This is a genomic window from Streptomyces sp. NPDC043878 (genome assembly GCF_056435735.1).
Map to the genome: position 1 here is coordinate 32,738 of NZ_JBWKDW010000020.1, position 25,923 is coordinate 58,660.

At 72.4% G+C, this 25,923-nt stretch carries 19 protein-coding genes; 12 read left to right on the top strand and 7 right to left on the bottom strand.

What is annotated here, in order from left to right:
• Positions 1-130 precede the first annotated feature (130 nt).
• Together AC07AZ_RS26000 and AC07AZ_RS26005 are read left to right on the top strand one after the other, a co-directional pair.
• Positions 131-1,633 carry an acyl-CoA synthetase gene (locus AC07AZ_RS26000; RefSeq protein WP_478851737.1) on the top strand — a complete coding sequence of 501 codons (1,503 nt, stop codon included), beginning with the start codon at positions 131-133 and terminating at the stop codon, positions 1,631-1,633.
• 48 nt (positions 1,634-1,681) lie between these two features.
• Positions 1,682-1,993: a trypco2 family protein gene (locus AC07AZ_RS26005; protein ID WP_478851739.1), complete on the top strand. Its 312-nt coding sequence runs from the start codon at positions 1,682-1,684 to the stop codon at positions 1,991-1,993.
• Positions 1,994-2,363: 370 nt separating this feature from the next.
• On the opposite strand, the gene AC07AZ_RS26010 is transcribed toward AC07AZ_RS26005, so the two are convergent.
• Positions 2,364-2,762 (bottom strand): VOC family protein, encoded by a 399-nt coding sequence (locus AC07AZ_RS26010; RefSeq protein WP_478851741.1) that lies wholly within the window; start codon positions 2,760-2,762, stop codon positions 2,364-2,366.
• 98 nt (positions 2,763-2,860) lie between these two features.
• Here AC07AZ_RS26010 and AC07AZ_RS26015 point away from each other — a divergent pair, with 98 nt between their 5' ends.
• The gene (locus tag AC07AZ_RS26015) at positions 2,861-3,850 is read left to right on the top strand and encodes a helix-turn-helix transcriptional regulator (protein WP_478851743.1); all 990 of its coding nucleotides are present in this window, start codon (positions 2,861-2,863) and stop codon (positions 3,848-3,850) included.
• Between the two features lie 28 nt (positions 3,851-3,878).
• Here AC07AZ_RS26015 and paaK read toward each other — a convergent pair whose 3' ends face one another.
• Positions 3,879-5,180, bottom strand: a complete 1,302-nt coding sequence (gene paaK, locus AC07AZ_RS26020) for a phenylacetate--CoA ligase PaaK (protein WP_478851745.1) — start codon at positions 5,178-5,180, stop codon at positions 3,879-3,881.
• Positions 5,181-5,363: 183 nt separating this feature from the next.
• Between paaK and AC07AZ_RS26025 the strand changes: the two genes are divergently transcribed.
• Positions 5,364-6,227, top strand: coding sequence for an alpha/beta fold hydrolase (locus AC07AZ_RS26025; protein ID WP_478851747.1), 864 nt, complete (start codon positions 5,364-5,366; stop codon positions 6,225-6,227).
• Positions 6,228-6,261: 34 nt separating this feature from the next.
• On the opposite strand, the gene AC07AZ_RS26030 is transcribed toward AC07AZ_RS26025, so the two are convergent.
• Positions 6,262-7,938: an alkaline phosphatase family protein gene (locus AC07AZ_RS26030; protein WP_478852013.1), complete on the bottom strand. Its 1,677-nt coding sequence runs from the start codon at positions 7,936-7,938 to the stop codon at positions 6,262-6,264.
• Positions 7,939-8,588: 650 nt separating this feature from the next.
• Positions 8,589-10,208 carry an acyl-CoA synthetase gene (locus tag AC07AZ_RS26035; protein ID WP_478851749.1) on the bottom strand — a complete coding sequence of 540 codons (1,620 nt, stop codon included), beginning with the start codon at positions 10,206-10,208 and terminating at the stop codon, positions 8,589-8,591.
• 165 nt (positions 10,209-10,373) lie between these two features.
• Here AC07AZ_RS26035 and AC07AZ_RS26040 point away from each other — a divergent pair, with 165 nt between their 5' ends.
• From AC07AZ_RS26040 to AC07AZ_RS26070, 7 genes are all read left to right on the top strand, one after another.
• The gene (locus tag AC07AZ_RS26040) at positions 10,374-11,174 is read left to right on the top strand and encodes a crotonase/enoyl-CoA hydratase family protein (protein ID WP_478851751.1); all 801 of its coding nucleotides are present in this window, start codon (positions 10,374-10,376) and stop codon (positions 11,172-11,174) included.
• A 52-nt stretch (positions 11,175-11,226) separates the two neighbouring features.
• Positions 11,227-12,198, top strand: coding sequence for a Zn-ribbon domain-containing OB-fold protein (locus AC07AZ_RS26045; protein WP_478851753.1), 972 nt, complete (start codon positions 11,227-11,229; stop codon positions 12,196-12,198).
• Entirely contained in the window at positions 12,195-13,244 is a 1,050-nt protein-coding gene (locus AC07AZ_RS26050; RefSeq protein ID WP_478851755.1) for a thiolase domain-containing protein, read from the top strand. Before AC07AZ_RS26045 ends, AC07AZ_RS26050 begins: the two co-directional genes overlap by 4 nt.
• The gene (locus AC07AZ_RS26055; protein ID WP_478851757.1) at positions 13,241-14,407 is read left to right on the top strand and encodes a thiolase domain-containing protein; all 1,167 of its coding nucleotides are present in this window, start codon (positions 13,241-13,243) and stop codon (positions 14,405-14,407) included. Before AC07AZ_RS26050 ends, AC07AZ_RS26055 begins: the two co-directional genes overlap by 4 nt.
• Positions 14,408-14,489: 82 nt before the next feature.
• A complete protein-coding gene (locus tag AC07AZ_RS26060) occupies positions 14,490-14,732 on the top strand; it encodes a DUF397 domain-containing protein (protein ID WP_478851759.1) in 243 nt (80 codons plus the stop codon).
• A gap of 633 nt (positions 14,733-15,365) precedes the next feature.
• Positions 15,366-18,284, top strand: coding sequence for an ATP-binding protein (locus AC07AZ_RS26065; protein ID WP_478851761.1), 2,919 nt, complete (start codon positions 15,366-15,368; stop codon positions 18,282-18,284).
• 88 nt (positions 18,285-18,372) lie between these two features.
• Positions 18,373-18,870 carry a hypothetical protein gene (locus AC07AZ_RS26070; protein WP_356039288.1) on the top strand — a complete coding sequence of 166 codons (498 nt, stop codon included), beginning with the start codon at positions 18,373-18,375 and terminating at the stop codon, positions 18,868-18,870.
• 5 nt (positions 18,871-18,875) lie between these two features.
• On the opposite strand, the gene AC07AZ_RS26075 is transcribed toward AC07AZ_RS26070, so the two are convergent.
• Together AC07AZ_RS26075 and AC07AZ_RS26080 are read right to left on the bottom strand one after the other, a co-directional pair.
• Positions 18,876-20,855, bottom strand: coding sequence for an N-acetylmuramoyl-L-alanine amidase (locus AC07AZ_RS26075; protein WP_478851764.1), 1,980 nt, complete (start codon positions 20,853-20,855; stop codon positions 18,876-18,878).
• A 273-nt stretch (positions 20,856-21,128) separates the two neighbouring features.
• The gene (locus AC07AZ_RS26080; protein ID WP_478851766.1) at positions 21,129-22,271 is read right to left on the bottom strand and encodes an aminoglycoside phosphotransferase family protein; all 1,143 of its coding nucleotides are present in this window, start codon (positions 22,269-22,271) and stop codon (positions 21,129-21,131) included.
• 232 nt (positions 22,272-22,503) lie between these two features.
• Between AC07AZ_RS26080 and AC07AZ_RS26085 the strand changes: the two genes are divergently transcribed.
• Entirely contained in the window at positions 22,504-23,991 is a 1,488-nt protein-coding gene (locus AC07AZ_RS26085) for a DNA-binding protein NsdB (RefSeq protein ID WP_478851768.1), read from the top strand.
• Positions 23,992-24,057: 66 nt separating this feature from the next.
• Here AC07AZ_RS26085 and AC07AZ_RS26090 read toward each other — a convergent pair whose 3' ends face one another.
• Entirely contained in the window at positions 24,058-25,482 is a 1,425-nt protein-coding gene (locus tag AC07AZ_RS26090; RefSeq protein WP_478851770.1) for a PP2C family protein-serine/threonine phosphatase, read from the bottom strand.
• Positions 25,483-25,923: the final 441 nt, after the last annotated feature.

The following is a 25,923-nucleotide window of genomic DNA, read 5'->3' on the forward strand; positions in this document are numbered from 1 at the left end:
CACGGGCTGCCCTGCGACGGAGCCGCAGCACCCGCCCCCCGGCACCGGATCCCGCCCTGCGGTGCCGCACGCGCGGGGCCGTCGTGCCGCGGCTTGACCTCGCCTCGCGCCGGGCCGAGGATCATGTGTCATGACGCCCGGACACGGCAGCACGGTCGACGGAGTTCTGCGACGCTCCGCCCGACGTACCCCCGCGCGGGTCGCGGTCGAGTACGGCGACCGCTCATGGACCTACCAGGAACTCGACGACGCGGTCTCCCGAGCGGCGAGCGCGCTGCTGGCCCGGGGGCCGGCCCCCGGCGACCGGGTCGCCGCCTACGGCCGCAACTCGGACGCGTACCTCATCGGCTTCCTCGCCTGCGCCCGCGCCGGCCTGGTGCACGTGCCGGTGAACAACCACCTCACGGGCGAGGACCTCGCGTACCTGATCCGGCAGTCCGGCAGCACCCTGGTGCTCACCGACCCCGACCTGGCAGGACGGCTCCCCGGCGGGGTCGCGACGCTGCCTCTGCGGGACGCCGGGGACTCGCTGCTGGCGCTGCTGGCGACCGCGCCGCTCCACGAGGGTCCCGAGCCGCGCAGCGAGGACCTGGTGCAGCTGCTGTACACCTCCGGGACCACCGCCCTGCCCAAGGGCGCGATGATGACCCACCGGGGCCTGGTGCACGAGTACCTCAGCGCGATCACCGCCCTCGACCTGAGCGCGGGGGACCGGCCGGCGCACGCGCTGCCGCTGTACCACTCCGCGCAACTGCACGTGTTCCTGCTGCCGTACATCGCCGTGGGGGCCACCAGCATCATCCTCGACGCGCCGGACGGCGACACGCTGTTCGACCTGATCGAGGCGGACCGCGTCGACAGCGTCTTCGCCCCGCCCACCGTCTGGATCGGCCTGGCCAACCGCCCCGACTTCGCCACGCGCGACCTGAGCGGTCTGCGGAAGGCGTACTACGGCGCCTCGGTCATGCCGGTGCCCGTCCTGGAGCGGCTGCGTGAACGGCTGCCCAAGCTGGCCTTCTACAACTGCTTCGGGCAGAGCGAGATCGGTCCCCTCGCCACGGTGCTGGGACCCGACGAGCACAAGGGCCGGATGGACTCGTGCGGCCGGACCGTGCTGTTCGTAGACGCCCGGGTGGTGGACGAGGACGGCAAGGAGGTGCCGGACGGCACGGCCGGTGAGATCGTCTACCGCTCACCGCAGCTGTGCGAGGGCTACTGGGACAAGCCGGAGGAGACGGCCGAGGCGTTCCGCGACGGCTGGTTCCACTCCGGCGACCTCGCCGTCCGTGACGCGCACGGCTACTTCACCGTCGTCGACCGGGTGAAGGACGTCATCAACTCCGGTGGGGTGCTGGTCGCTTCACGGCAGGTGGAGGACGCGCTGTACACGCACCGCGCCGTCGCGGAGGTGGCAGTGATCGGCCTGCCCGACGAGCGGTGGATCGAGGCCGTCACCGCGGTCGTCGTCGCCCGCGGAGAGGTCACCGAGGAGGAACTGGTCGCGCACGCCCGCGAGAGCCTCGCCGGGTTCAAGGCGCCGAAACGGGTCCTGTTCGTGGACGAGTTGCCGCGCAACGCCAGCGGCAAGATCCTCAAGCGGGAACTCAGGGACCGGTTCGGAAGCGGGGCGTGAGGGCGCCCGGGTCGGTAGCATCCGGGTAGCGCGGCGCGAGGGGGAAGCGTGATCGAACTGTCCGACATGATCCGTGAGTTGCGGCAGCAGCTGACCGACTCGCTGACCGACGGCGCCGGTGAGGCCGTCCGGTTCGAGCTCGGCCCGGTGGAGATCGAGGCCACCGTCGCCGTGACCCGTGAGGCCGGCGCGCACACCAAGGTACGGCTCTGGGTGGTCGACGCGGGGGCGGACGGGAAGTACGCCCACGCGCAGACCCAGCGCATCACGGTCACGCTCACGCCGAAGCTCGTCCCGGCGTCCGGCGGCCCGCCGCGGACCGCGCTGATCGGCGGCACGGAGGCCGAGGGCGAGCGCTGACCCGGGACGGCGCCTGCCGGATGCCGCCCGGCGGCTGACGGTCCCCCCGGTGGGAACCGTGGCACCCCGTGAACGTGACCCGCGTCCGCCGGACCCCGTGAGCCAGGCAGGCCGCACCCGAACAGCGGGCCCTGGCTCCCTGGCTGTGGTGTCTCGGGACCTTGGTCACGCGAAGTCCTCGAAGGTGAGCTGCTGCGGGATGTCCGCGAGTGGTTTGGGCGACTGGTCGAAAAACGATCCGGCAGTCGCGCCCGGCGGTCCGGCTGATGGGCGGTCGGCCGCCGAGCGCGGCGTGCGGCCGCGCGTGGTTGTAGTAGTTCACCGGGAGCCTGGGATCTCAAGGCTCCCGCGTGAGCGGCTGTGCGTGGCGTCAGCGTGCGAACTTTTCGATGGCCGCTGGGGTGACGGGGGTGAAGAAGTTGACGAGGTTGCCGTCGGGGTCACGGAACAGCAGCGACCGGTTGCCCCAGGGCATCGTCGTGGGCTCGGTGACGAAGTCGGTGACGAAGGCGGTCAGGTTCTGGTGAACGCGGTCCACGTCGTCGACGAGGAACTCCGTGATCACGCTGTGGTTGTCCGCCGGGCGGGCAGAGCCCGGGGCGAACAGCGGGACGGTGCGGGTGCCGGCGATCGCGAGGGTGGCGCCCGCGGTCTTGAGTTCGGCGAAGTCTTCGGTGGCCCACGTCGCCCGCGCCCCTGTGGCTCGCTCGTAGAACTCGACGAGGCGCGCTACGTCGCTGGTGATGATGCGGATCGAGACGAAGTCCATGGGGATCTCCTTGGCTGTGCTGGAGGCGAGGCGTGCACTGCGCAGGCTAGGAGAAATAGTGGACAGAATCGGTCCTGTATTCGCGTTAGGTTGTGCACATGCCCCGACCCACTGCCCGCGTGCTGACACTCCTGGAGCTGCTGCAGTCGGGCGGCACCCGGACGGTGGCCGAACTGGCCGACCGGCTCGGCGTCGAAGGGCGCACCGTGCGGCGGTATGTGGACCGGCTGATCGAACTGGATGTGCCCGTGGAATCGGTGCGCGGCCGCTACGGCGGGTACCGGCTCGCCCCCGGGTACCGCTTGCCTCCGCTCATGCTCAGCGACGACGAGGCGCTGGCCGTGCTGCTCGGCCTGGTCGCCGGCCGCCGAGCAGGGCTGACGACGACGGAGCGCACGGCAAGCGAGACGGCGTCGGCGAAGATCCGGCGGGTGCTGCCCAAGCACATCGCCCGTCGGCTCGACACACTTCTGGAGGCTCTCGCTTTCACGGACCAGCCCGGCGAGTTCGACACCCCGGACGCTGGGGTCCTGCTCACCATCGCCGATGCGGTGCGCCACCACCGACCGGTCTCGATCCGCTACACCGACCGCGACGGGCGGCACGGCGAACGCACGCTGCACGCGTACGGGATCGTCGCCCATGCGGGCCGGTGGTACGTCACGGGCAAGGACGCCCGGATCGGCGAGGACCGAACCTTCCGGCTCGATCGCATCGCGGACGCGCGGACCCTGCCCGGCTCATTCGAAGCACCCGTGGGTCCCGGTCCGGCACAGCGTGTGTTGTCAGCGTTCGCCACGGCCGCGTACCGGCATGAGGTGACCTTGCGGATCCACGGGACAGTTGAGCAGATCCGCGCCCACCTTCCCGTCAGCGTCGCGAGCCTGGAGGAGTACGAGCCCGCGGCAGGCGAGGACCGGGCGACCGAGCGCTGGCTGCGCGTCGAGCTGCGGGCGGAGCGGCTCGACTGGTTGCCTCCGGTACTCGCCTCACTGGACCGGCCGTTCGTCATCGAGCGCCCCGATGAACTGCGCGACCTCGTCATCGCGCTCGCCGATCGCCTCGCGTCCTACGCCCGCCAGGCCTGACCGCGAGGTACCAATGTCATGAGATGGCCTAGCTCCCGTCCCGGCGCAGGTCCACGATCCGGCGGATCTTGCCCACCGACCGTTCCAGGGACTCCGGGTCGACGATCTCCACCGCGACCGAGACGCCGATGCCGTCCTTCACGGCCGCCGTGATCGCCCGGGCGGCGGCGTCCCGGGTCTCCGGCGTCGCGTCGGACCGGGCCTCCGCCCGTACGGTCAGGGCGTCGAGGCGTCCCTCGCGGGTCAGCCGGAGCTGGAAGTGGGGGGCGACACCCGGCGTGCGCAGCACGATCTCCTCGATCTGCGTGGGGAAGAGGTTCACCCCGCGAAGGATCACCATGTCGTCGCTGCGGCCGGTGACCTTCTCCATACGGCGGAACACCCGGGCCGTGCCCGGCAGCAGCCGCGTCAGGTCCCGGGTGCGGTAACGGACCACGGGCATGGCCTCCTTGGTGAGTGAGGTGAAGACCAGTTCGCCCCGCTCGCCGTCCGGCAGCACCTCGCCCGTGACCGGGTCGACGACCTCCGGCAGGAAGTGGTCCTCCCAGATGTGCAGCCCGTCCTTCGTCTCCACGCACTCCTGCGCGACGCCCGGGCCCATCACCTCCGACAGCCCGTAGATGTCGACGGCGTCGATCGCGAACCGCTCCTCGATCTCCTGACGCATCCGCTCGGTCCAGGGCTCGGCGCCGAAGACTCCCACGCGCAGGGAGGTGCCGCGCGGGTCGACGCCCTGGCGTTCGAACTCGTCGAGGAGGGTGAGCATGTAGGAGGGGGTCACCATGATGACGTCGGGCTCCAGGTCCCGGATCAGCTGGACCTGACGGGCCGTCATGCCGCCGGACGCGGGGATGACCGTACAGCCGAGCCGTTCCGCGCCGTAGTGGGCGCCCAGGCCGCCGGTGAACAGGCCGTAGCCGTACGCCACATGCACTTTGTCCCCGGGCCGGCCGCCCGCCGCCCTCAGGGAACGGGCTACCAGGTCGGCCCACCGGGACAGGTCCCCGTCCGTGTAACCGACCACCGTGGGGCGGCCGGTGGTGCCGCTGGACGCGTGGAGCCGTCGGATCCGGTCCTGGGGCACGGCGAACATCCCGTACGGGTAGTTCTCCCGCAGGTCGGCCTTCGTGGTGAAGGGGAACCGGGGCAGATCGTCGAGGGTCCGGCAGTCCTCGGGGCGGACACCGGCCTTGTCGAACGACTCCCGGTAGAAGGGCACATGATCGTAGGCGTGCCGCAGGGAGGTGCGCAGCCGGTCCAGCTGGAGGGCCCGCAGCGCCTCCGCGTCGAGCCGTTCCCCCGCGTCCAGCGGCTCCGTCGCATCCACCATGGGGGTGTCTCCCTCACCAAACGCGTCAATTCGGACGACCGATCATTCGGTCGAGCTGTTGGGATCAGTAATCCAAACCGGACGGGCCCAGGCAAGAGGTCGACGGGCCCTTTCTCGGCGCGCCGCGCGGCAGGGGCGGCAATTTGGTTGCGGTCACGTCGCGCGGCTACGAAGATCGACGCCATGCCGACTCTCACCGCGCCCGACGGAACCGAACTGGCCTATCACGTGCGAGGCGACGGGGAGCCGCTCGTCGTGCTGCCCGGGGGCCCCATGCGGGCGTCCCGTTACCTCGGAGACCTGGGCGGACTCGCCGCGCACCGGCGTCTGATCCTGCTCGACCTGCGGGGCACCGGCGACTCCGCCGTGCCCGAGGACCCGGCGACGTACCGCTGCGACCGGCTGGTCGGGGACGTGGAGGCGCTGCGCGTCCACCTGGGGCTGGAGCGGATGGACGTGCTCGCGCACTCTGCGGGCGGCAATCTCGCGACGCTGTACGCCGCCCGCCACCCGCGTCGGGTGGCCCGGCTGGCGCTGATCACCGCCACAGCGTGGGCGCTCGGGATGCCCGTCACGGCCGAGGACCGGCTGGCCGCGGCGCGGCTGCGGAAGGACGAGCCGTGGTTCGCGGAGGCGGTCGCGCCGTTCGAGAAGTGGCTCGCGGGCGACGGGGACTTCGATCCCGTGTTCGCCCCGTTCTTCTACGGCCGATGGGACGAGGCGGCTCAGCAGCACGACGCGCGCGGCGACGACGAGTGCAACGACGAGGCGGCCGGCGTGTACGGCTCCGAAGGCGCCTACGACCCGCCCGCGACCCGGGCGGCCCTCGCGGCACTGACCGCGCCGGTACTCGTGCTCGCCGGGGAACTCGACGGCGGCCCGCGCCCCGAACTCGCCCGACGTGCCGCTCAGGTGTTCCCGGACGCCGAGTTCGTCGTCCAGCCCGGCGCCTGCCACTACCCCTGGCTGGACGACCCGCGCTGGTTCAGCCGTCGTGTCGAAGCGTTCCTCGCGGGGAGCGCGACGCCGCCGCCCACAACGGTGTAGAACCCCCGGCCGCGCGAGAGGGCCGGGGGCGCCGTCACTTCTGGTACGCCGTCATGAAGCGGTCGCGGAACTTGTCCATGCCCCACTCCGGCGCGTTGGCGGCCGGCTTGAGACCGTCCGTCCATCCCCAGTCGGAGATGCGGTCCAGGATCTTCGGGTCGTGCGCGACGATCGTGACCGGGACGTCGCGGCTGGTGCTGCCGCCCGTGACGGTGGGCACCGGCTGGTGGTCGCCGAGGAAGACGAGGACGGTGTTCTTGTCGCCGTACCTCTGCATCCACTGGGTCAGGCTGTCCAGGGAGTACTGGATGGCCTTGCGGTACTCGGTGCGCACGCTCGCCGGGTGCTTCCAGACCTCCGTGGGGTTCTTGCCCTCCTTCTTGATCTGCTCGAACACCGAGCCGTCGCCGAGGTCGTCCCAGCCGATCGTGTGGGCGATGGGAGCCCAGGGGTTGTGGCTGGAGGCCAGGATGATCTCCGCCATGATCGGGTCGCGGTCCTTCTTGCCGTGCTCCAGGCGCTGGAACGCCTCCAGGCTGAACTGGTCCGGCACGGGCGTCCAGCTGAAGTAGGGGCCCTGGTAGCCGAGATGCGTGGAGTCGTAGATGTGGTCGAGGCCGAAGTACCTGCCCTCGGGCCAGGCCTTGCGCACGCCCGGGACGATGCCGACGGTGCGCCAGGCGCCGGTCTTCTGGAAGTAGCTGGTGAGGGTGGCGTGGTCGCCGGTGGTCAGGGTCCGGTACCGCTGCTGATTCTTGATCCACAGGCCGGACAGGAACGTCGAGTGGGCGAGCCAGCTGCCGGCGCCCGTCACGGGCGACCTGAGCCAGCCGCTGCGCGCCGCGAAACCGGCCGTCCTGAGCCTGGCGTCGCCCTCCTTGAGCGTCGCGTCGAGCTCCGGGGCCATCGCCGGATCGTCGATCGCCACCCGGCCGTAGCTCTCGATGAAGGTGAACAGCACGTCCTTGCCGCGCAGACCGGTCAGCAACTGGTCCTTCGGGGTGTCGGCGAAGGCGTCGACGGCGAGCTGCTTCTTGAACACGTCGGCGTCACCGAGGCCGTCGCGGACGTACTGCACGCGGTTGGCGAGGTACTGGCTGTAGCCCTTGGTGGCGACCGTGACGCCGCCGAACTGCACGCCCATGGTGAAGCAGATGATCCAGGCCGTGCCGAGGACCAGCGTGCCGCGCACGGCCACGGACCGGTGCCGGGCCATCACGTTCGCCAGTCGCACCGTCGCGAGCGCGCTCAGCACGAGCACGAGGACGAGCAGGACGATCAGCCCGATGACCGCGAGCACCTCACCCGAGCGGCCGAACGAGTCCTTCATCCAGTCCGCCGCGTCGCTCAGCAGAACCCAGTCGAAGACCAGGTCGAACGGCCGGGCCAGAGTCTGGCGGAAACCCATGTCGAGGCACTTCAGGACGGTGGACAGTCCGAGGAGCGCCCCCAGGACGACGGCCGTGATCCGCCGTGCCCTCGACGGCAGTACGAGCAGGACGGCCGCGAGGAAGATCGCCTCGACGGGGAGGCGGAGGAACGCCTGCGGATTGATCCGGTCGAGGCGGTTGGGTATGACGAGCACGACGAACACCAGCGCCCCGGCCAGGACACTCGTGCCCACCCGCACGGCGCGGGCGGCGCGGGGGTGCCGACGGCGCCACCCGAACCAGCCGGGGCGGCCGGAAGAGGGGTCGGCGGTCGTGGAGATGGAGGCCGCCGCCTCGTCGCCGACCTCGTCGTCGGACCCTTCGCCGGTCGCCTCGCCGGTGGAGGTGGCGTGCTGGGCGTCGGCCTCGGTGGTCGCCTCGCCGGTGGAGGTGGCGTGCTGGGCGTCGGCCTCGGTGGTCGCCTCGCCGGTGGAGGTGGCGTGCGGGACGTCTTCCTCGGTGGTCGCCTTCCCGTCCTCCGCGCCGTCCTCCGCGCCGTCCTCCGCGCCGTCCGTCGCCCGCTCCGCCGCGGGGCGTCTGTCCGCCCCGTCCTCCCGCGCCCCGGCGTTCACCGCCGGCTCGGTCGCCCCGGCCGCCGCGTCGGTCACCTCCCCGTCAGCGGGCTTCGCGTCCCCCGGGGCGCCGGGCTCGGCGCCGGTCACCGCGGGAGCGGTCGAGGTCTCCTCGGCTGTGGTTCTGTCCGATGCGTCCGCGTCCGTCTCCGGCAGTTGACGAGGGGGCGTGAGGTGCGACACCCGGGGGTCCTTCCGTGCGAAGCCGCTGATGGCACGGCGGACCGGGCCCACGGGGCAGGGCCGCCGACCTCGCGTACGGGCCCACCCGGCACTCCGTTCAAACGCCCGGGTCAACCGCGCGAAAAGAGTACGCCCACGGCTCCCGGCAGACCCACCGGGGACCCGCTGCCTCGCGTCTACCGATCCGCCGTGACCACCACCTCGCGAGCCCACCGGTAGTCCGCCTTGCCGCTGGGCGAGCGCCGTATCGTTTCCGTGATCACCAGCTGCCGCGGGATCTTGTATCCCGCGAGATGGATACGGCAGTACGACTGGAGGTCCTCCAGTGAGGGCCGTGGCGCCCCCTTCCGCAGTTGCACCACCGCCGCCACGTGGTTGCCCCACTTCACGTCCGGCACCCCGGCCACCAGGGCGTCGTAGACGTCCGGATGGGTCTTGAGCGCCTGCTCGACCTCCTCGGGGTAGACCTTCTCGCCGCCCGTGTTGATGCACTGCGAACCGCGCCCGAGGACGGTGACCACGCCCTCCTCGTCGACGGTGGCCATGTCGCCCAGCAGCACCCAGCGCTCGCCGTCCCTCTCGTAGAAGGTCTCCGCGGTCTTCGCGGGGTCGTTGTAGTAGCCCAGCGGGACGTGGCCGCACTGCGCGACCCGGCCCACCTCGCCCACGGCGACCGGCTCGCGGGTCGCCGGGTCGACGACCTGGGTGCGGGAGTTGACGCGCACGCGGAAGCCGCGCTCGGGCCCGGAGTCCTCCGTCGCCGTGCCGTTGAAGCCCGACTCGGAGGAACCGAAGTTGTTCAGCAGCATCGCGTTCGGCAGGTGGGCCCGGAACTGGCGGCGCACCGTGTCGGACATGATCGCGCCCGAGGACGACACGCTGAACACGGAGGAGCAGTCGGTGCCCTTCATGGGGCCGTCGAGGGCGTCGATGAGGGGCCGCAGCATCGCGTCGCCCACCAGGGAGATGCTGGTGACCTTCTCCCTCTCGATGGTCCGCAGCACCTCCTCGGCCGCGAACTTGCGGTGCAGTACCACCCGTTGCCCGAAGTTGAAGCCGATGAACGCCGTCAGCGTCGACGTGCCGTGCATCAGCGGGGGAGTGGGGAAGAAGGTGATGCCCGCGCCGCCGGCCGCGACCCGCTCGGCGACCTCCTGCGGTTTCCCGACCGGTTGCCCGGTCGGCGCGCCGCCGCCGAGCCCCGAGAAGAACAGGTCCTCCTGGCGCCACATCACGCCCTTGGGCATCCCGGTGGTGCCGCCGGTGTAGATGATGAACTGGTCGTCGCCCGAGCGCCGTGGGAAGCCGCGCTGCGGCGAGCCGGTGATCTCGGCGTCGGTGAAGGCGGTGGCGGGCACCTCGGCGGCCCCGGGCGGGGCAATGCCCACCCTTACCAGGTGCCGCAGCTTCTCCGCCCGCGGCAGCGCCGCCGCCACCCGGTCGGTGAACTCCGCGTCGAAGACCAGAGCCACCAGGTCGGCGTCCCGGTAGAGGTAGACCAACTCCTCCTCGACATAGCGGTAGTTGACGTTGACCGGCACGATCCGCGCCTTGAGGCAGCCGAGCACGGTCTGGAGGTACTCGACGCCGTTGTAGAGGTGCAGCCCGAGGTGCTCGCCGGGCCGTATCCCGCTGTCGACCAGATGGTGACCGATGCGGTTGGCCGCCGCGTCCAGTTCGGCGTACGTCAGGCGGCGTTCCGCGCCCGTGCCGGGACGGTCCAGGTACACCAGCGCCTCGCGATCCGGCACCACGTCGACGACCGACTCGAACAGGTCGGCAATGTTGTACTCCACCGCTCCTCCTGGCGCTCGACTGTCGGCTCGCCGGTCATCAGAGCAAAGGGCGGGGCAACTGGGAAGGGCTCGCGCCGAATAAATCTGACTGAGTGTCAGAAAACCCTTGAAGTGCCTTCGCGCCTCCTGCAACCTGTTCTCGTTCTTTCAGAGGGGAGATGGGCGATGGGTGGGACGGAACACCTCACCGTGCGGCGCGAAGGCGCCACACTGGTGCTCACGCTCAACCGGCCGGAGGCCAGGAACGCGCTCTCGTTGTCGATGCTCGTGGGCCTGTACGACGGCTGGGTCGAGGCCGACGAGGACGCGGAGATCCGCTCGGTCGTGCTGACCGGCGCGGGTGGCGCGTTCTGTGCCGGCATGGACCTCAAGGCCCTCGCCGGCGGGGGCATGGAGGGCGAGCGGCACCGGGACCGCCTCAAGGCCGACCCGGACCTGCACTGGAAGGCGATGCTGCGCCATCACCGTCCGCGCAAACCGGTGATCGCCGCCGTCGAGGGGTACTGCGTCGCGGGCGGCACGGAGATCCTCCAGGGCACCGACATCCGGGTGGCCGGCGAGTCCGCGACCTTCGGCCTGTTCGAGGTGAAACGCGGCCTGTTCCCGATCGGCGGCTCCACGGTCCGCCTGCAGCGTCAGATCCCCCGCACGCACGCCCTGGAGATGCTGCTCACCGGCCGCTCCTACACCGCCCGGGAGGCCGCAGACATCGGACTGGTCGGCCGGGTCGTCCCGGACGGCACCGCGCTCACCGCGGCCCTGGCGATCGCCGAACAGGTCAACGCCTGCGGCCCGCTGGCCGTCGAGGCCGTCAAGGCGTCCGTGTACGAGACCGCCGAGATGACCGAGTCGGACGGACTGGCCGCCGAACTGAAACGCGGCTGGCCCGTGTTCGACACCGCCGACGCCAGGGAAGGGGCCCGCGCCTTCACCGAGAAGCGGCCGCCCGTCTACCGGCGTGCCTGAGTGCGGCCACCCGTCCACCAGCGTCCCCGAGCCGCGAAGGAGACCGTCCCCGATGCCCGAAGTCCTCAAGGCGCCCCTCGTCCTCGAATTCCCCTTCACCCGTTCCCTCGGCCCCGTCCAGAGCGCCTTCCTCACCGGTCTGCGGGAGCGGGTCGTGCTCGGGGTCCAGACCCGCGACGGCAGGACGCTCGTCCCGCCCGTCGAGTACGACCCGGTCACGGCCGAGGAGATAGGCGATCTCGTCGAGGTCGCCTCCACCGGTACGGTCACCACCTGGGCCTGGAACCACGAACCCCGCCGCGGTCAGCCCCTCGACACCCCGTTCGCCTGGGTCCTGGTCCGCCTCGACGGCGCCGACACCGCCCTGCTGCACGTCCTCGACGTACCCGGACCCGACGCGGTGCGCAGCGGGATGCGGGTGCGGGTCCGCTGGGCCGGGGAACGCGCCGGCGCCATCACCGACATCGCCTGCTTCGAGCCGTACGACGGTTCCGCCGAGGACGAGGACACGGTCCCCGGCGGGCGACACGGGGCCACCGGCCACAGCGGTGACTTCGAGAACATGGTCACGGGCATCGTCGCGCCCGCCCGCCTCGACTACACCTACTCGCCCGGCCGCGCCCAGTCCGCCTACATCGCCGGCCTCTCCGCGCGGCGGACGGTGGGGGAGCGCTGCCCGAACTGCCGCAAGGTGTACGTCCCGCCGAGGGGTGCCTGCCCCACATGTGGCCTGGCCACATCCGAACAGGTCGAGGTGGGTCCGCGCGGCACGGTCACCACGTACTGCATCGTCAACATCAAGGCGAAGAACCTCGACATCGAGGTGCCCTACGTCTACGCCCACATCGCCCTCGACGGCGCCGATCTCGCCCTGCACGGCCGGATCGCGGGCATCCCCTACGACCAGGTGCGCATGGGCCTGCGCGTCGAACCGGTGTGGAAGGAGGGCGCCCGCCATCCCGACCACTACCGGCCCACGGGCGAAGCCGACGCGGAGTACGACACCTACAAGGAGCTGTTGTGACGCGTGACATTGCCGTGGTCGCCTTCGCGCAGACCGACCACCGGCGCACGAGCGAGGAACTCTCCGAGGTCGAGCTGCTCATGCCGGTCCTGCACGAGGTGCTCGACGCGACCGGACTGAAGACCGCCGACATCGACTTCACCTGCTCCGGCTCCAGCGACTACCTGGCCGGCCGGGCCTTCTCCTTCACCCTCGCCCTCGACGGTGTGGGCGCCTGGCCGCCGATCTCCGAGTCGCACGTCGAGATGGACGGCGCGTGGGCGCTGTACGAGGCCTGGACGAAGCTGCTCACGGGGGACGCGGACACCGCCCTCGTCTACTCCTACGGCAAGTCCTCGCCCGGGTCGGTGCGCGACGTCCTGACCCGGCAGCTCGACCCGTACTACGTGGCCCCGCTGTGGCCCGACGCCGTCTCCCTCGCCGCCCTCCAGGCGCAGGCGCTCATCGACGCGGGAGCCACCGACGAGCCCGCGCTGGCCGCCGTCGGCGCCCGCAGCCGCGCGGACGCCACCGCGAACTCCCACGCCCAGCTGCGCGGTTCGGTGCCGCAGGGCGGGTACGCCGTACGACCCCTGCGCACCGGAGACTGCCCGCCGGTCGGCGACGGCGCCGCGGCCGTGATCCTCGCGGCGGGGGAACGCGCCCGGGACCTGTGCGGGCGGCCCGCCTGGATCCGCGGTATCGACCACCGCATCGAGGCGCACGGCCTGGGCGTCCGCGACCTCACCGACTCACCCTCCGCCCGGCTGGCCGCCGAACGCGCGGGTGCCTTCGAACGGCCCGTGGACACCGCGGAGTTGCACGCGCCCTTCACCTCGCAGGAGGTCGTCCTGCGCCGGGCGCTGCGGCTCGGCGAGTCGGTGCGCGTCAACCCGTCCGGAGGCGCGCTCGCCGCCAACCCGGTCATGGCCGCCGGGCTGATCCGCATCGGCGAGGCCGCCGCCGGCATCCACCGGGGCGTCTCCGACCGCGCCCTCGCCCACGCCACGTCCGGTCCCTGTCTGCAACAGAACCTGGTCGCCGTACTCGAAGGGGATCCGCGATGAGCAAGGAGCCCGTGGCCGTCGTAGGCATCGGCCAGACCAAGCACGTCGCCGCGCGCCGGGACGTGTCCATCGCGGGCCTCGTCCGCGAGGCCGCCCGACGTGCCCTGGACGACGCCGAGTTGACCTGGGCCGACATCGACGCCGTCGTCATCGGCAAGGCGCCCGACTTCTTCGAGGGCGTCATGATGCCGGAGCTGTACCTCGCCGACGCGCTGGGCGCCGTGGGCAAGCCCATGCTGCGGGTGCACACCGCGGGCTCCGTCGGCGGGTCCACCGCCCTGGTCGCCGCCAACCTGGTGGCGGCGCGTGTCCACGCGACCGTGCTGACCCTCGCCTTCGAGAAGCAGTCCGAGTCGAACGCCATGTGGGGCCTGTCCCTGCCGATCCCCTTCCAGCAGCCCCTGCTGGCCGGCGCGGGGGGCTTCTTCGCGCCGCACGTCCGCGCGTACATGCGGCGCTCCGGCGCACCCGACACGGTCGGCTCGCTGGTCGCGTACAAGGACCGCCGCAACGCGCTGAAGAACCCCTACGCCCATCTGCATGAACACGACATCACCCTGGAGCGGGTGCAGGCGTCGCCGATGCTCTGGGACCCGATCCGCTACTCGGAGACCTGCCCCTCCTCCGACGGCGCCTGCGCGATGGTCCTCACCGACCGGGCCGGAGCCGCCCGCGCTCCCCGGCCGCCCGCCTGGATGCTCGGCGGCGCCATGCGCAGCGAGCCGACGCTGTTCGCCGGCAAGGACTTCGTGTCGCCGCAGGCCGGCAAGGACTGCGCGGCCGACGTGTACCGGCAGGCCGGCGTCGCCGACCCGCGACGCGACATCGACGCCGTCGAGATGTACGTGCCGTTCTCCTGGTACGAGCCCATGTGGCTGGAGAACCTGGGGTTCGCCGACGAGGGGGAGGGCTGGAAGCTCACCGAGGCCGGCGTCACCGAGCTGGACGGCGATCTGCCCGTCAACATGTCGGGGGGTGTCCTGTCGGCCAATCCGATCGGCGCCTCCGGCATGATCCGGTTCGCGGAGGCGGCCCTCCAGGTGCGCGGTCAGGCCGGAGAACACCAGGTGGAGGGGGCGCACAGGGTGCTGGGGCACGCCTACGGCGGAGGATCGCAGTTCTTCTCCATGTGGCTCGTGGGCTCACAGCGCCCCGACTCCTGAAAGGTCCCCCTCACGTGGCCTGTCGGCGCCAGGAACCGGTCGCTAGGCTGGCCGCGGACGACGCAATCGGGAGGAGCACGACGTGGCCGAGACCATCATCCAGCAGCAGCCGCTCATGGGCTGGGACAAGCCCGAGCTGGACCTCAGCGGCGCCGATTGGCACTCGAGCAGCCGTGGCCTGGGAGATGTCCAGATCGCCTTTGTCGAGGGATTCATCGCGATGCGCAACAGTGGCCGCCCGGAAAGCCCTTCCCTGATCTTCTCGCCCGCGGAGTGGGGCGCGTTCGTCTCGGGCGCGCGGGAAGGCGAGTTCGACCTGACGTGACCCGCCGCCGGGAGCGACCCGGCGATTCATCCGGGTGGGGCGCCCGCAGCCGTGTGGGCGTGCGCCCCGACGGGGCCGGCACGGCGGACGCCGGTCCCGGCGGACAACACGCCGACGCGGTCCGTGAGCTGCCGCCGTCCGCGCCCTCTTCGCCCGCGCCGTACGCCCCGCCGAGCCGACCCCGCCGACGCGGCCCGCCCGCCGCCCGTGCCCCGACGGTCGAGCGCCTCAGCGCGGCGGCCGGCCGCACACCCACCGTGCCCGTGCCGCGGTGACCCGAGGGCGCCGAACCGCTGGTACACTCTCAGGGCGCACCCGGTGCGCGAGTTGGTCACCGTGCTCGGGCGCGGGCGGCGATCGCCTTGCGCACCGCTCCCGACCGGCACCTGCCGCGCGCCCCGCCGCAGGGTGCCACTTCCCCGGGGGGCACCGGCGCCCGGCGTGGTGCAAGCCGTCCTGCGGCAACCGCGCCCGCGTCGCCCGCCACCCCGAACACCACCGCCCGTGACGGACTCGGTCAGTAATGCGCGAACCGGGTCGCGCGACCCGTCGACGGCGTACGCTGAGGTCCCTGTAGGTCACGGTGCGTGCTCGCTCCCCGTGCGGGTGTCCCGCCGGGACAGGGGGTGCACCATGAGCCGGCGCAGCGCACGGAGCAGCAGGCTCCTCGAGCGCGAGAGCGAACTCGCCGCTGTGGACGATGCGTTGGAGGAACTGACCGGTCTGCGCGCGGACGGCGCCGCACCCAGAGGCCGCCCCAGGGACGCGCTCCTCGCCTTCGCCGGTCGCGCCGGCATCGGCAAGACCACCCTGCTCACCGAGGTCCGCCGCCGCGCCACCGCACGCGGCTGTGCCGTGCTGTCCGCCCGCGGCGGCGAACAGGAACAGCGCGTCGCCTTCCACGTCGCCCGCCAGCTCCTGCAACCCGCGCTCGCCGGTTCCGAGGAGAGCGAACTGCGCGCCTCGCTGGGGAGTTGGTACGACATCGTCGGACCCGCCCTCGGCCTGTGCGCCCCCACCGACGGCGCCCCGCCCGACCCCCAGGGGCTGCGCGACGGCCTCGACTGGGTGCTCACCCACCTCGCCGTGCGGCACGCCCCCATGGTCGTCGTCCTCGACGACGCGCACTGGGCCGACCCCGAATCACTCGGCTGGCTGGCCGCGTTCGCACCCCGCGCCGAACAACTCCCGCTGCTCGTCGTCGTGGCCTACCGCCCCGACGAACTCCCCGACCACGCCGAGTCGTTGCGAGGACTGCCCGGCCGCGCCGGCGGACGCCCCCTGGACCTGGAACCGCTCAGCGCGGGCGCCGTCACCCGGCTGGTCCGCGAGGCGCTCGGCGCGCACGCCGACGACGCGTTCTGCCGCGAGTGCTGGGCCGTCACCGCCGGCAACCCCTTCGAGGCGGTCGAACTCACCGCCAAGGTGCGCGATCGCGGACTCAGCCCCACCGAACCCGGGGCCCACCTGCTGCGCGACCTCGCCGCCGCCGTCAAGGGCAGCGGCCTCATCGCCCGCCTCGAACGCCTCGGCGCCTCCACCGTGCGCTTCGCCTGGGCCTGCGCCGTGCTCGGCACCGAGATCCAGCCGGCGCTCGCCGCCGCCGTCGCCGGACTCGGCCACGAGGAGGCCGCCGACGCCGCCGACGCCCTGCGCGGCGCCCGTATCCTCACCGGCGCCGAGACCCTGGAGTTCGTCCACCCCCTCATCGCCACCGCCGTCTACCGGGCCATCCCCGCCGGCGTCCGCGTCGCCCTGCACGGCCAGGCCGCCTGGTGCGTCGTCGACGAGGGCCAGGGACCCGCGGTCGCGGCCCGCCATCTCCTGGAGACCCACCCCGAGGGCGACACCTGGGTCGTGCGGCAGCTGCGCGCCGCCGCCGTCGAGACCCTGCGGGCCGGCGCCCCCGACGCGGCGCGCCGCTACCTGGCCCGCGCCCTGCGCGAACCGCCGCCCTTCGAGGACCGGGCCGCCGTCCTGTACGAACTCGGCTCGGCCTCCCTGCTCACGGAACCGGCCACCACGGTCAACCACCTGCGCGCCGCCCTGGAGGAACCCGTCGCCGACCCCGACCTGCGCCACCGCATCGTCTACCGGCTCTCCCAGGTCCTCGCCCACAGCGACCGCCTCGCCGAGGCCACCGACAGCCTCGCCCGCGAGATCCGGGTGACCGACGACGCCCGGGTCAGGCTGCGCATGGTCGCCGAACAGTTCATGTGGGACGCCTTCCGCGCCGACGAACCCGACCACCCCTCACGCTCCCGCCGCCTCACCCGGCTCGCCGACCGGCTGACCGGCCGCGACCTCACCGAGCGGTACATCATCGGCCTGCGCACCTGGGACGCCGTCCTGCGCGGCGAACCCGCCCAGGTCGCCCTGCACCACGCCGAACGCGCCCTGGTCGGCGGCCTCGGCTGGGCCGAGCCCGACCGCGGCTTCGAGGTACCCGTCCTGGTCGCCCTCGCCTTCCTCTACTGCGACCGGCCGGGCCGCACCGAGGAACTCTTCGCCGCCGGCATCGCCGACTTCGAACGGCAGGGCTGGCGCGGCGCCCACCTCTCCTTCGCGTACACCCTTCTCGCCTACGTCCGCTTCCGCCGCGGCCGGCTCGCCGAGGCCGAGGACTTCGTCCGCGCGGGCCTGCGCCTGGCCGCACGCGTCGGACCCGGCACCCCCGCCCACTGGTACGCGGTGGGCATCCTCATCGAGGTCCTGCTCGCCCGCGGGCGGGTCGCGGAGGCCGCCCGGGTGGGCGACGACTACTTCTTCTGCGCGCCCTACCCGGCCGCCGTCGTCTTCCCCGACGCGCAGACGGTCCACGGCGAACTGCTCCTCGCCCGCGGGCTCACCCAGGAGGCCGCCGCGGAGCTGTCCGCAGCGGGCCGCCGTCTGGGCCCGCGCGGCGTGCGCAACCCCTCCTGGTGTCCGTGGCAGCTCCACCTCGCCCGCGCCGAGAGCCACGAGGCCCCCGAACGCGCCGTCGCCACCGCACGGGAGGCGGTGGACCGCGCCCGCCAGTTCGGCGCGCCCTCCGCCGTCGGCCAGGCCCTGCGCATCGCCGCCGAGGTCTCCCCGCCGTCGGCCCGGGTGCCGCTGCTGAAGGAGTCCGTCGCCCACCTCGAACGCTCCCCGGCCGCCTACGAGCTCGCCTGCGCCCTGGTCGCCCTGGGCTCCGAGCTGCGCCGTACCGCCCGCCCCGGGGAGGCCGCCGAGCACCTCTACCGGGGACTGGACGCGGCCGTGCAGTGCGGCGCCGACGGCCTCGCCGAGCAGGCCCGGGACGAACTCGCCGCCGCCGGCCTGCGTCCCCGCCTCCTGCACGGCACCGAGACAGACACCCTCACCGCCCGCGAGCGCACCGCCGCCGCCCTCACCGCCCGCGGCCGCACCGACACCGAGATCGCGGGGGAACTGCGCACCGACGAGCACACCGTCGTACGGCTGCTCTCGGCGGTCTGCAGGAAGGTCGGCACCGACCGTACGGGCCTGGCGTGGGCGCTGGGCGAAAAGCCGCGCGGCCAGGACGCCGCCGAGGGCTCCCCGCGGCGCTGAGACAGCCGCGCGGTGCCGGGCGGAGATCGTCACCACGGCGGGGGCGCCCGCACGTCACGGAAGGCGCCCGGCCACGTACCATGGCCGCATGTCGTTCCTCCGCCGCCGCAGTGCCACGCCCGCCGGGCCTGAATTCGACGTCCTGGCCATGGATCCGGGCGACTGGCCCGGCAACCTCGGCGCCGGACTGCTGCCCGCCCCCGACGGCACCTGCCAGGGCGTCTTCCTGCGCTACGACCTGTTCGGCGGCCGCGGCCCCGCGATGATCATCGGCAATCTGCCGGAGGGCTCCCCGGCCCGTGACGTCGCCGAGACCGAGGTGCCCTTCGAGGTGGCGCAGCTGCTGCTGGCCCTGGAGAACGACGAGGAGGTCACCGTCGTCGGCACCGAGGACATGCCCGTGATGCAGGGCGACAACCTGCTGATCGTGCGGCGCCTCAAGCTCTCCGAGAGCCGGATCTCCTGCGTGCAGTTCGACCGCAGCGACAACGTCCTGGTGACCATCGCCGCCTGGGACCGCCCCATCACCGACGACCTGTACGCCCTGCTGAAGCCGCTCCCCGCGGAGCTGTTCCAGCAGGGCTGAGGCGGTCAGCCGGCCGACGGCGCCACGCGCACGTCCGCCGCGCGGACGAACGCCACCCGGTGGCCGAACTGGATCTCGTAGTACAGGTCCTGGCCGACCACGACCCGGTGCGAGTCCGTACTGAAGGTGACCGCGTAGTAGTACTCGCCCGGCACCTTGTCACCGACGACGTACTCCTGCCCCGCCGGCAGCCTGTACGGCAGCGGGGACACCGCCTGCGCGGGCACTCCCGCCGGGTAGGCCGACGCCTCGGGATAGGCCCGCCCGTACACCGGGACGTCGGCCGAGCCCTCCTCGGGTGTGACCACCAGGCCGGTCGCGTTCACCGCCGTGGGCGCGGCCGCCGGGTTCCGGAACCAGGCCTTCTGTCCGAGGTACCAGATCGCCGTCCAGTCGCCCTCCCGCCCGGCCACCGCGTACTGCTGGCCGGTGGAGACCCGGGACGACAGGTCGTTCACCCCGGTCGTCGGAGTCGTGCCCAGACCGATGTCCCTGATCAGCGGGTAGGTCTCGCCGGGCCCCGAGTACAGCCGCACCTCGCTCGACCCGTGCGCCGCGCACGGCTGGCCCGCGGTGACGCAGCCCGTGTACTCCGGCTGGTTGGCGGCGTAGTCGGGGCGGATGGTGACCAGGCCGCCCTTCTTGCCGGCGGCCGCCTTCAGCGGACGGTCCAGCAGCTCGAAGTAGTGGCGCCAGTCCCAGTACGGGCCCGGGTCGGTGTGCATGCCCGGAACCGTCGACGTGGTCGGGCCCGGCACCGTGTCGTGGCCGAGGATGTGCTGCCGGTCCAGCGGGATGCCGTACCGCTTGGCGAGGTACTTCACCAGCCGCGCCGACGACCGGTACATCGCCTCCGTGTACCAGGCGTCCGGGTTCGCCAGGAAACCCTCGTGCTCCAGGCCGATGGACTTGGCGTTGATGTACCAGTTGCCCGCGTGCCAGGCGACGTCCTTGGCCTTCACATGCTGGGCGATGTGACCGTCCGTGGAGCGCAGCGTGTAGTTCCACGACACATAGGTGGGGTCCTGCACCAGGTTGAGGACCCCGTCCCAGGCGCCCTCCGTGTCGTGGACGACGATGTACTTGATGCTCTGGGAGGCCGGACGGTCCCCCAGGTCGTGGTTGCCGTAGTCGTTGTCACCGAACTCCTCGTACGGCGCCGGGATCCACTCGCAGGACACCGACGAGGGACACTCGGTGCCCGCCTTCCTCGGAGTCCGCAGCCCCGCCCGGCTCAGCTGGGAGGTGTCGGGCGCCAGGTTCGGCTGCGCGGCCAGGGTGACCCGCTGGCCGGCGTCCGTGGTGCGCGCCTCACCGGAGCGCAGCACGGCGTACACGTCGTCGGCGTAGGCCGCCGCCGTCGCGCTGTCGTCGGCGCCCGAGAACCGGGCCACCGCGCCGTACCAGTCCGCCGGATCCTCGCTGGGCGGCTCGCCCAGGTCCTTCTGGGCGGCCGCCAGCAGGGCGGCACCGCCGGCCAGGTTGGCGGCGGGATCGGTCCGCAGGGTCTCGGGGCTCAGGCCGGTCAGCTCGGCCGCCTTCGGCAAGGTCCTCAGACGGGCGGGCAGTTCGGAGTCCGTCGGGACCTTCGCGTCCGGGTGCAGGGGCGCGCGGGCACTGTCGCCCCGGGCGTCCTCCGAGCCCTCGCTGTGGTGCGGGTCCCGGGCGAGCGCGGTGCGGGCGTCGGTGAGGTGCATCGGCCCGTAGCCGCCGGTGACGCTCGGCGCGCCGGCATGGGTGTCCCAGCGGGACTGGAGATAGGAGACCCCGAGCAGGACGCTCTGCGGGACGTGGTACTCGGCGGCCGCGGCGGCGAACGCCGGCTGGAGCGCGCCGGCGGAGGTCCCGGCGGCGGAGGCACCGGCGCCCGAGGGGGCGGCACCGAGCAGCGGCAGCACGAGGGTCGCCGTAGCGAGCGCGCCGACAGTGGTGCGGGCGCGTCTGTGACCGGGGGTGCGCCGGGGGTGGGGGGCGGATCCTCGCAATGCGGCCTCCTGTGACAGTCGGGCGTGGCGGGGCGTGCGGTGCCGGTCACGGGTCAGTGCTACCGGCTTACCGACGATCCGTCAATCATGCCCAGAGGCAGACGATTTCCCATGTCAAGACGGCCACGGAGGAGTTTCGTGGCGGCGGCTTCCGGGCCTGCGCGGCGTCAGTGGCGTACACCAGTGGCTGTCCGGTGAGGTGTGCGGCCCGGCACGCGCGAAGGCCCGCGGTGCGCCGCTCTCTCACGGGCGCACCGCGGGCCTCGGCCCCCTTCAGCGAGTGCCGACCGCCGCGCGTACGGCCCGGCGGGCCAGCTGGCAGTCGTCGTGCAGCCGCCGCAGCAGCAGCCGCTGCTCCTCACCGGACGGCGCGGCACCCGGATGGGCCGGTCCCGGTGCCGTCGGGCTCATGTCGTGCATGGAACGCTGCACGGCTGTCTCGTAGGTGCGGATCTCGCGCGTCAGGACCAGCATCAGGTTCACCAGGAACGCGTCGCGCGAGGCGGGACCCGCCTGCTGGGCGATCTGACTGATCTGGCGGCGGGCCACCGGAGCGTCCCCGAGGACCGACCACAGCGTCGCCAGGTCGTAGCCCGGCAGATACCAGCCCGCGTGCTCCCAGTCCACCAGCACTGGACCGGCCGGTGAGAGCAGGATGTTCGAGAGCAGGGCGTCGCCGTGGCAGAACTGGCCCATACCCTGCCGGCCCGCCGAGTGCGCGATGCCGTGCAGGAGCTTCTGCAGGTCACCCATGTCCCGGTCGGTGAGCAGGCCCAGTTCGTGGTAGCGGGAGATACGGGCCGCGTAGTCCAGGGGAGCGTCGAAGGTGCCGGCCGGCGGCCGCCAGGCGTTCAGCCGGCAGATCGCGCCGAGCGCCGCTCTGATGTCCGCGCGCGGCGGCATCTCGGCCGGGTGTCGCTGCAGTGCCGCCACCCGCCCCGGCATCCGTTCGATGACGAGGGTGCAGTTGTCCGGGTCCGCCGCGATCAGCCGGGGGGCCCGCACGGGCGGGCGCTGCCGGACGAACGAGCGGTATGCAGCTATTTCGTGCCGGATCCGCTCCGCCCAGGCGGGGGAGTGGTCGAGTAAACACTTCGCGACAGCCGTGCTGCGTCCCGTCGTTCCTACCAGGAGCACGGAGCGTCCGCTGCGGCGCAGCACCTGTACCGGAGCGAACTCCGGGCAGATCCGGTGCACCGACGCGATGGCCGTGCGCAGCTGGGCGCCCTGTGGGCCGGACAAGTCGAGTCTCCCGCTCAGTGGTTGAGCGTTGACCCCCGGCACGCGCCGGGTCCGGCCGGCGCCGCCGAGCACGGGGGCGGCCGGACGTGAGGGGTCGAGATAGGGGCCGCCGCCACCCGGGCGGGGGTGCAGCGGCCGGGGCGGGGCGGACACGGAGGACGAGGCTGCGTACATGGGCGATACAGGTCCCTTCGTGTGCCTGCGACGTCATGCGCCGCCCGGCCCGGTCGCCCGGGTGCACCCTGGGGAGTGTCCCTCGGTGACCGGGTCGGGGTGGCGCTTTCCTACCTGACACCCACGGCCCAGTGGCACACCATCTGGCGCACCCTGGCGAACCCTGGCGAATAGTCGCCCGGCAACTTGCACGGGGCTACTGTCAACTCAGCCGAGAACCTGGGGGCTTGACGTGAGTGGACATCCCAACACCCGTCTCTCGGACCTGTTCGGCCTGGCCGGCTGGTCCAAGGGTGAACTCGCGAGGATGGTCAACAAGCAGGCGGCGGCCATGGGCCACCCCCAGCTGGCGACCGACACCTCACGGGTGCGGCGCTGGATCGACACGGGAGAGATCCCGCGCGATCCGGTCCCGCGGGTGCTGGCGGCTCTGTTCACCGAGCGTCTCGGCCGTGTCGTGACCATCGAGGACCTCGGTCTGGTCCGGCACGGGCGTACGGGGAAACGGCAGGACGCCGGGAGTGTGGAACATCCCGACGGTGTGCCGTGGGCGCCCGAACGGACTGCCGCGGTCCTCACCGAATTCACGGGAATGGACCTCATGCTCAACCGACGCGGCTTGGTGGGCGCGGGTGTCGCGCTCACCGCGGGATCCGCACTCAGCAGCGCCATGTACGACTGGTTGCACACCGACCCCACCCTCCGGTCCGACGCTCCCTCCTTCGACGATCCCCTGCACGCCGACCCCGCCGGGTTCGACCGGTACGACGCCGCCCCCATCGGGTCGCAGGAGATCGAGGAACTGGAGCGCTCGGTCGAGGTGTTCCGTGCCTGGGACGCGGCCCGCGGCGGCGGGTTGCAGCGCAAGGCCGTGGTGGGCCAGCTCAACGAGGTGGGCGGCATGCTCGCCTACCGTCACCCCGACCATCTCCAGCGGCGCCTGTGGGGCGTCGCCGCCAACCTGGCCGTCCTCGCGGGCTGGATGTCGCACGACGTCGGCCTGGAGCCCACGGCCCAGAAGTACTTCGTCATCGCCGCCCACGCGGCCCGTGAGGGCGGCGACCGGCCCCGCGCCGGGGAGGCCCTCTCCCGGGCGGCCCGCCAGATGGTGCACCTGGGCCGGCCCGACGACGCGCTGGACCTGATGAAGCTCGCCTGCGCCGGCTCCGGTGAGGCGGTGCTGCCGCGCACCAGGGCGATGCTCTGCACCATCGAGGCCTGGGCGCAGGCGTCCATGGGCAAGGGCCAGGCGATGCGCCGCACCCTCGGGCAGGCGGAGGACCTCTTCGTCTCCGACCGGGGGGACGTGCCGCCGCCGAGCTGGATGCAGACCTTCAAGGAAGAGGATCTGTACGGCATGCAGGCCCTGGCGTACCGCACGCTGGCGGAGCACGAGCCGGGTGCCGCCGTCCACGCCCAGCACTACGCGGAGAAGGCGCTGGCGCTGCGGGTCGACGGGCGGCAGCGGTCGAAGATCTTCGACTTCCTGTCCATGGCCTCCGCCTGCTTCATCGCCGACGATCCCGAACAGGCCGACCGGTACGCCCGGTTGGCGCTGATGTCGATGGGATCGAACTCCTCGCACCGGACCTGGGACCGGCTGCGCCAGATGTACCGGCTCACCGCCGAGTACTCCGGCTACCCCAAGATCCACGAACTGCGCGAGGAGATCAGGGTGGCGCTGCCGAAGCCGAAAGGGGGCCGCGGCGTACCGGCCTAGCAGACCGGTGCGTCCCTACCTTCGCCGGCCCCGCACGGCGGCAGGGCCGTTGGGCGTGTGCCTCCTCTACGCGGTGACCCTGGCGACGAGCAGACAGGCGTCGTCCTCGCGGTCGGTCTCGCCGAACTCCTCGACGACCAGGCGTACACAGTCCTGTGCCGTGCGGGCCCCGCCGAACCGGGGGGCCAGTCCGAGGAGGCGGTGCGCAGCCTCGGTGCCGCCGTGTCCGGGCACCAGTCCGTCGGTGTGCAGCAGGAGAACGTCGCCCACTTCGAGGGTTTCCTCGGCCTGCTCGTACACGGCGCCCGGGGTCGCGCCGAGCAGCACGCCGGCCGGCGCGGTCAGCCTGCGCCCCGTCCCGTCGCGGAAGAGCAGCGGGGCGGGGTGTCCGGCCTGCGCCCACACTAGGGTGCGGGTGTCGGGCCGGTAGCGGCCGCACACCGCGCTGCCCAGGGCCGGCTGCACGGTGGCGTCGAGTAACTGGTTGAGCCAGGACATCAGTTGACCGGGCTGGGTGCCCGCCATCGCCATGCCGCGTACGGCGCCCAGCAGGGTCGCCATGCCGGAGGTCACGGCGACACCGTGGCCGGTGAGGTCGCCGACGCTGAGCAGGGTCTGGCCGTCGGACAGTTCGAGCGCGTCGTACCAGTCCCCGCCGATCAGCGCGCCGTCCGACGACGGGAGGTAGTGCGCGGCGAGGTCCAGGGTCTCGGGGCCCTGGTGCGGAAGGCGCAGGGAGCCGCGCCACGGCGGCAGTACGGCCTCCTGGAGTTCGACCGCGATACGGCGTTCGGTCTGCGCGCGGTGCCGGTGATGCCGGAGCGACTCGTGTATCTCGCTCACCGCCTGCTGGCTGCGCCGCAGTTCGCTGACGTCGCGCAGGACGGCCCACATGGAGGCCGTGGCGCCGTCGGCGCCGAGCACGGGCTCGCCCATCATGTGCACGGTGCGTACCCCGCCGTCCGGGAGCACGACGCGGAACTCGCCGTCGATGGGCCGGGCGTCGATGAGGCAGTCGGTCACCATCGCGGTGAGCTTCGGCCGGTCCTCCTCCAGTACCACGGACGGCAGTTCGTCGAGGGTGAGCGGGGGTGCGGCGGGGTCGAGGCCCAGGATCTGGTAGAGCTCGCCGGACCAGCCGGCCTCGTCCGTCAGCAGGTTCCACTCCGCGCTGCCGACCCGGCTGAGCAGCGAGCCGGGCCTCGCTTCCGGCGGCGCGGTCGTGGTGGCGGGCGAGGGTGCCGGGGGACCGGCCGGCGGGCCGTCCCGGAGCTGCCCCAAGTGCTCGTCCAGATCGTTGAGTTGATGCAGTGCCAGGTCGCACAGGGCGCGCTGCCAGCGCTCGTGCGGGTCCGATCCGTCGCTCTGCGCGTCCCGTCGTACGGCGTCCACGTCGCCCTTGAGCCGTCGCGCCTGCGATATGAGCGCGTCGAGGGAGCCGCGGCCGGGCGGCTGGGCGGCGGGGCGGTCCGCGGAGAGATGGGACGGCATGCGCACTCCGATGAGGGGACGGAACGGCCAGGGCTGACGGAGGGGCCGTTACGACTGTTGCACAGCGAGCGACGGCCCGTAAGGGATTCGGCAACAGATCACTCGGTCGTGCTTCTGGCATATGCCAGCGTCTTCACAGAGCGATCGGGGTCATACACCTGGCGTAGTCGCCGGTTGGTCAAGTCGTAGGCTCTGTACGTGACTTGAGTGGGGCGGGAGGCGGTCGACCCGCGTTCATCCGTGTGTTCGACGGCTCTGTGTTCTAGCGAGGATGGCATGCCCGGCGCCGGCCGTGCCAGGGGGTCGCGTCCGGGGCGTGCCAGGCTCGATGAGGTGTGCGCGGAGGGCGGTGGGCGCCTCCGGCAGGTCGCCGGGGACCGATCGGCGCGGCTGGTGAAGGTTTGAACTCAGGACAGTGACACAGGTCACAGCAATTCACCC

Coding starts and splice junctions, on each gene's coding strand:
- AC07AZ_RS26000 (WP_478851737.1), top strand. CDS start 131: ATGACGCCCGGACACGGCAGCACGGTCGACGGAGTTCTGCGACGCTCC.
- AC07AZ_RS26010 (WP_478851741.1), bottom strand. CDS start 2,762: ATGGACTTCGTCTCGATCCGCATCATCACCAGCGACGTAGCGCGCCTC.
- AC07AZ_RS26015 (WP_478851743.1), top strand. CDS start 2,861: ATGCCCCGACCCACTGCCCGCGTGCTGACACTCCTGGAGCTGCTGCAG.
- paaK (WP_478851745.1), bottom strand. CDS start 5,180: ATGGTGGATGCGACGGAGCCGCTGGACGCGGGGGAACGGCTCGACGCG.
- AC07AZ_RS26025 (WP_478851747.1), top strand. CDS start 5,364: ATGCCGACTCTCACCGCGCCCGACGGAACCGAACTGGCCTATCACGTG.
- AC07AZ_RS26040 (WP_478851751.1), top strand. CDS start 10,374: ATGGGTGGGACGGAACACCTCACCGTGCGGCGCGAAGGCGCCACACTG.
- AC07AZ_RS26045 (WP_478851753.1), top strand. CDS start 11,227: ATGCCCGAAGTCCTCAAGGCGCCCCTCGTCCTCGAATTCCCCTTCACC.
- AC07AZ_RS26055 (WP_478851757.1), top strand. CDS start 13,241: ATGAGCAAGGAGCCCGTGGCCGTCGTAGGCATCGGCCAGACCAAGCAC.
- AC07AZ_RS26065 (WP_478851761.1), top strand. CDS start 15,366: ATGAGCCGGCGCAGCGCACGGAGCAGCAGGCTCCTCGAGCGCGAGAGC.
- AC07AZ_RS26070 (WP_356039288.1), top strand. CDS start 18,373: ATGTCGTTCCTCCGCCGCCGCAGTGCCACGCCCGCCGGGCCTGAATTC.
- AC07AZ_RS26080 (WP_478851766.1), bottom strand. CDS start 22,271: ATGTACGCAGCCTCGTCCTCCGTGTCCGCCCCGCCCCGGCCGCTGCAC.
- AC07AZ_RS26090 (WP_478851770.1), bottom strand. CDS start 25,482: ATGCCGTCCCATCTCTCCGCGGACCGCCCCGCCGCCCAGCCGCCCGGC.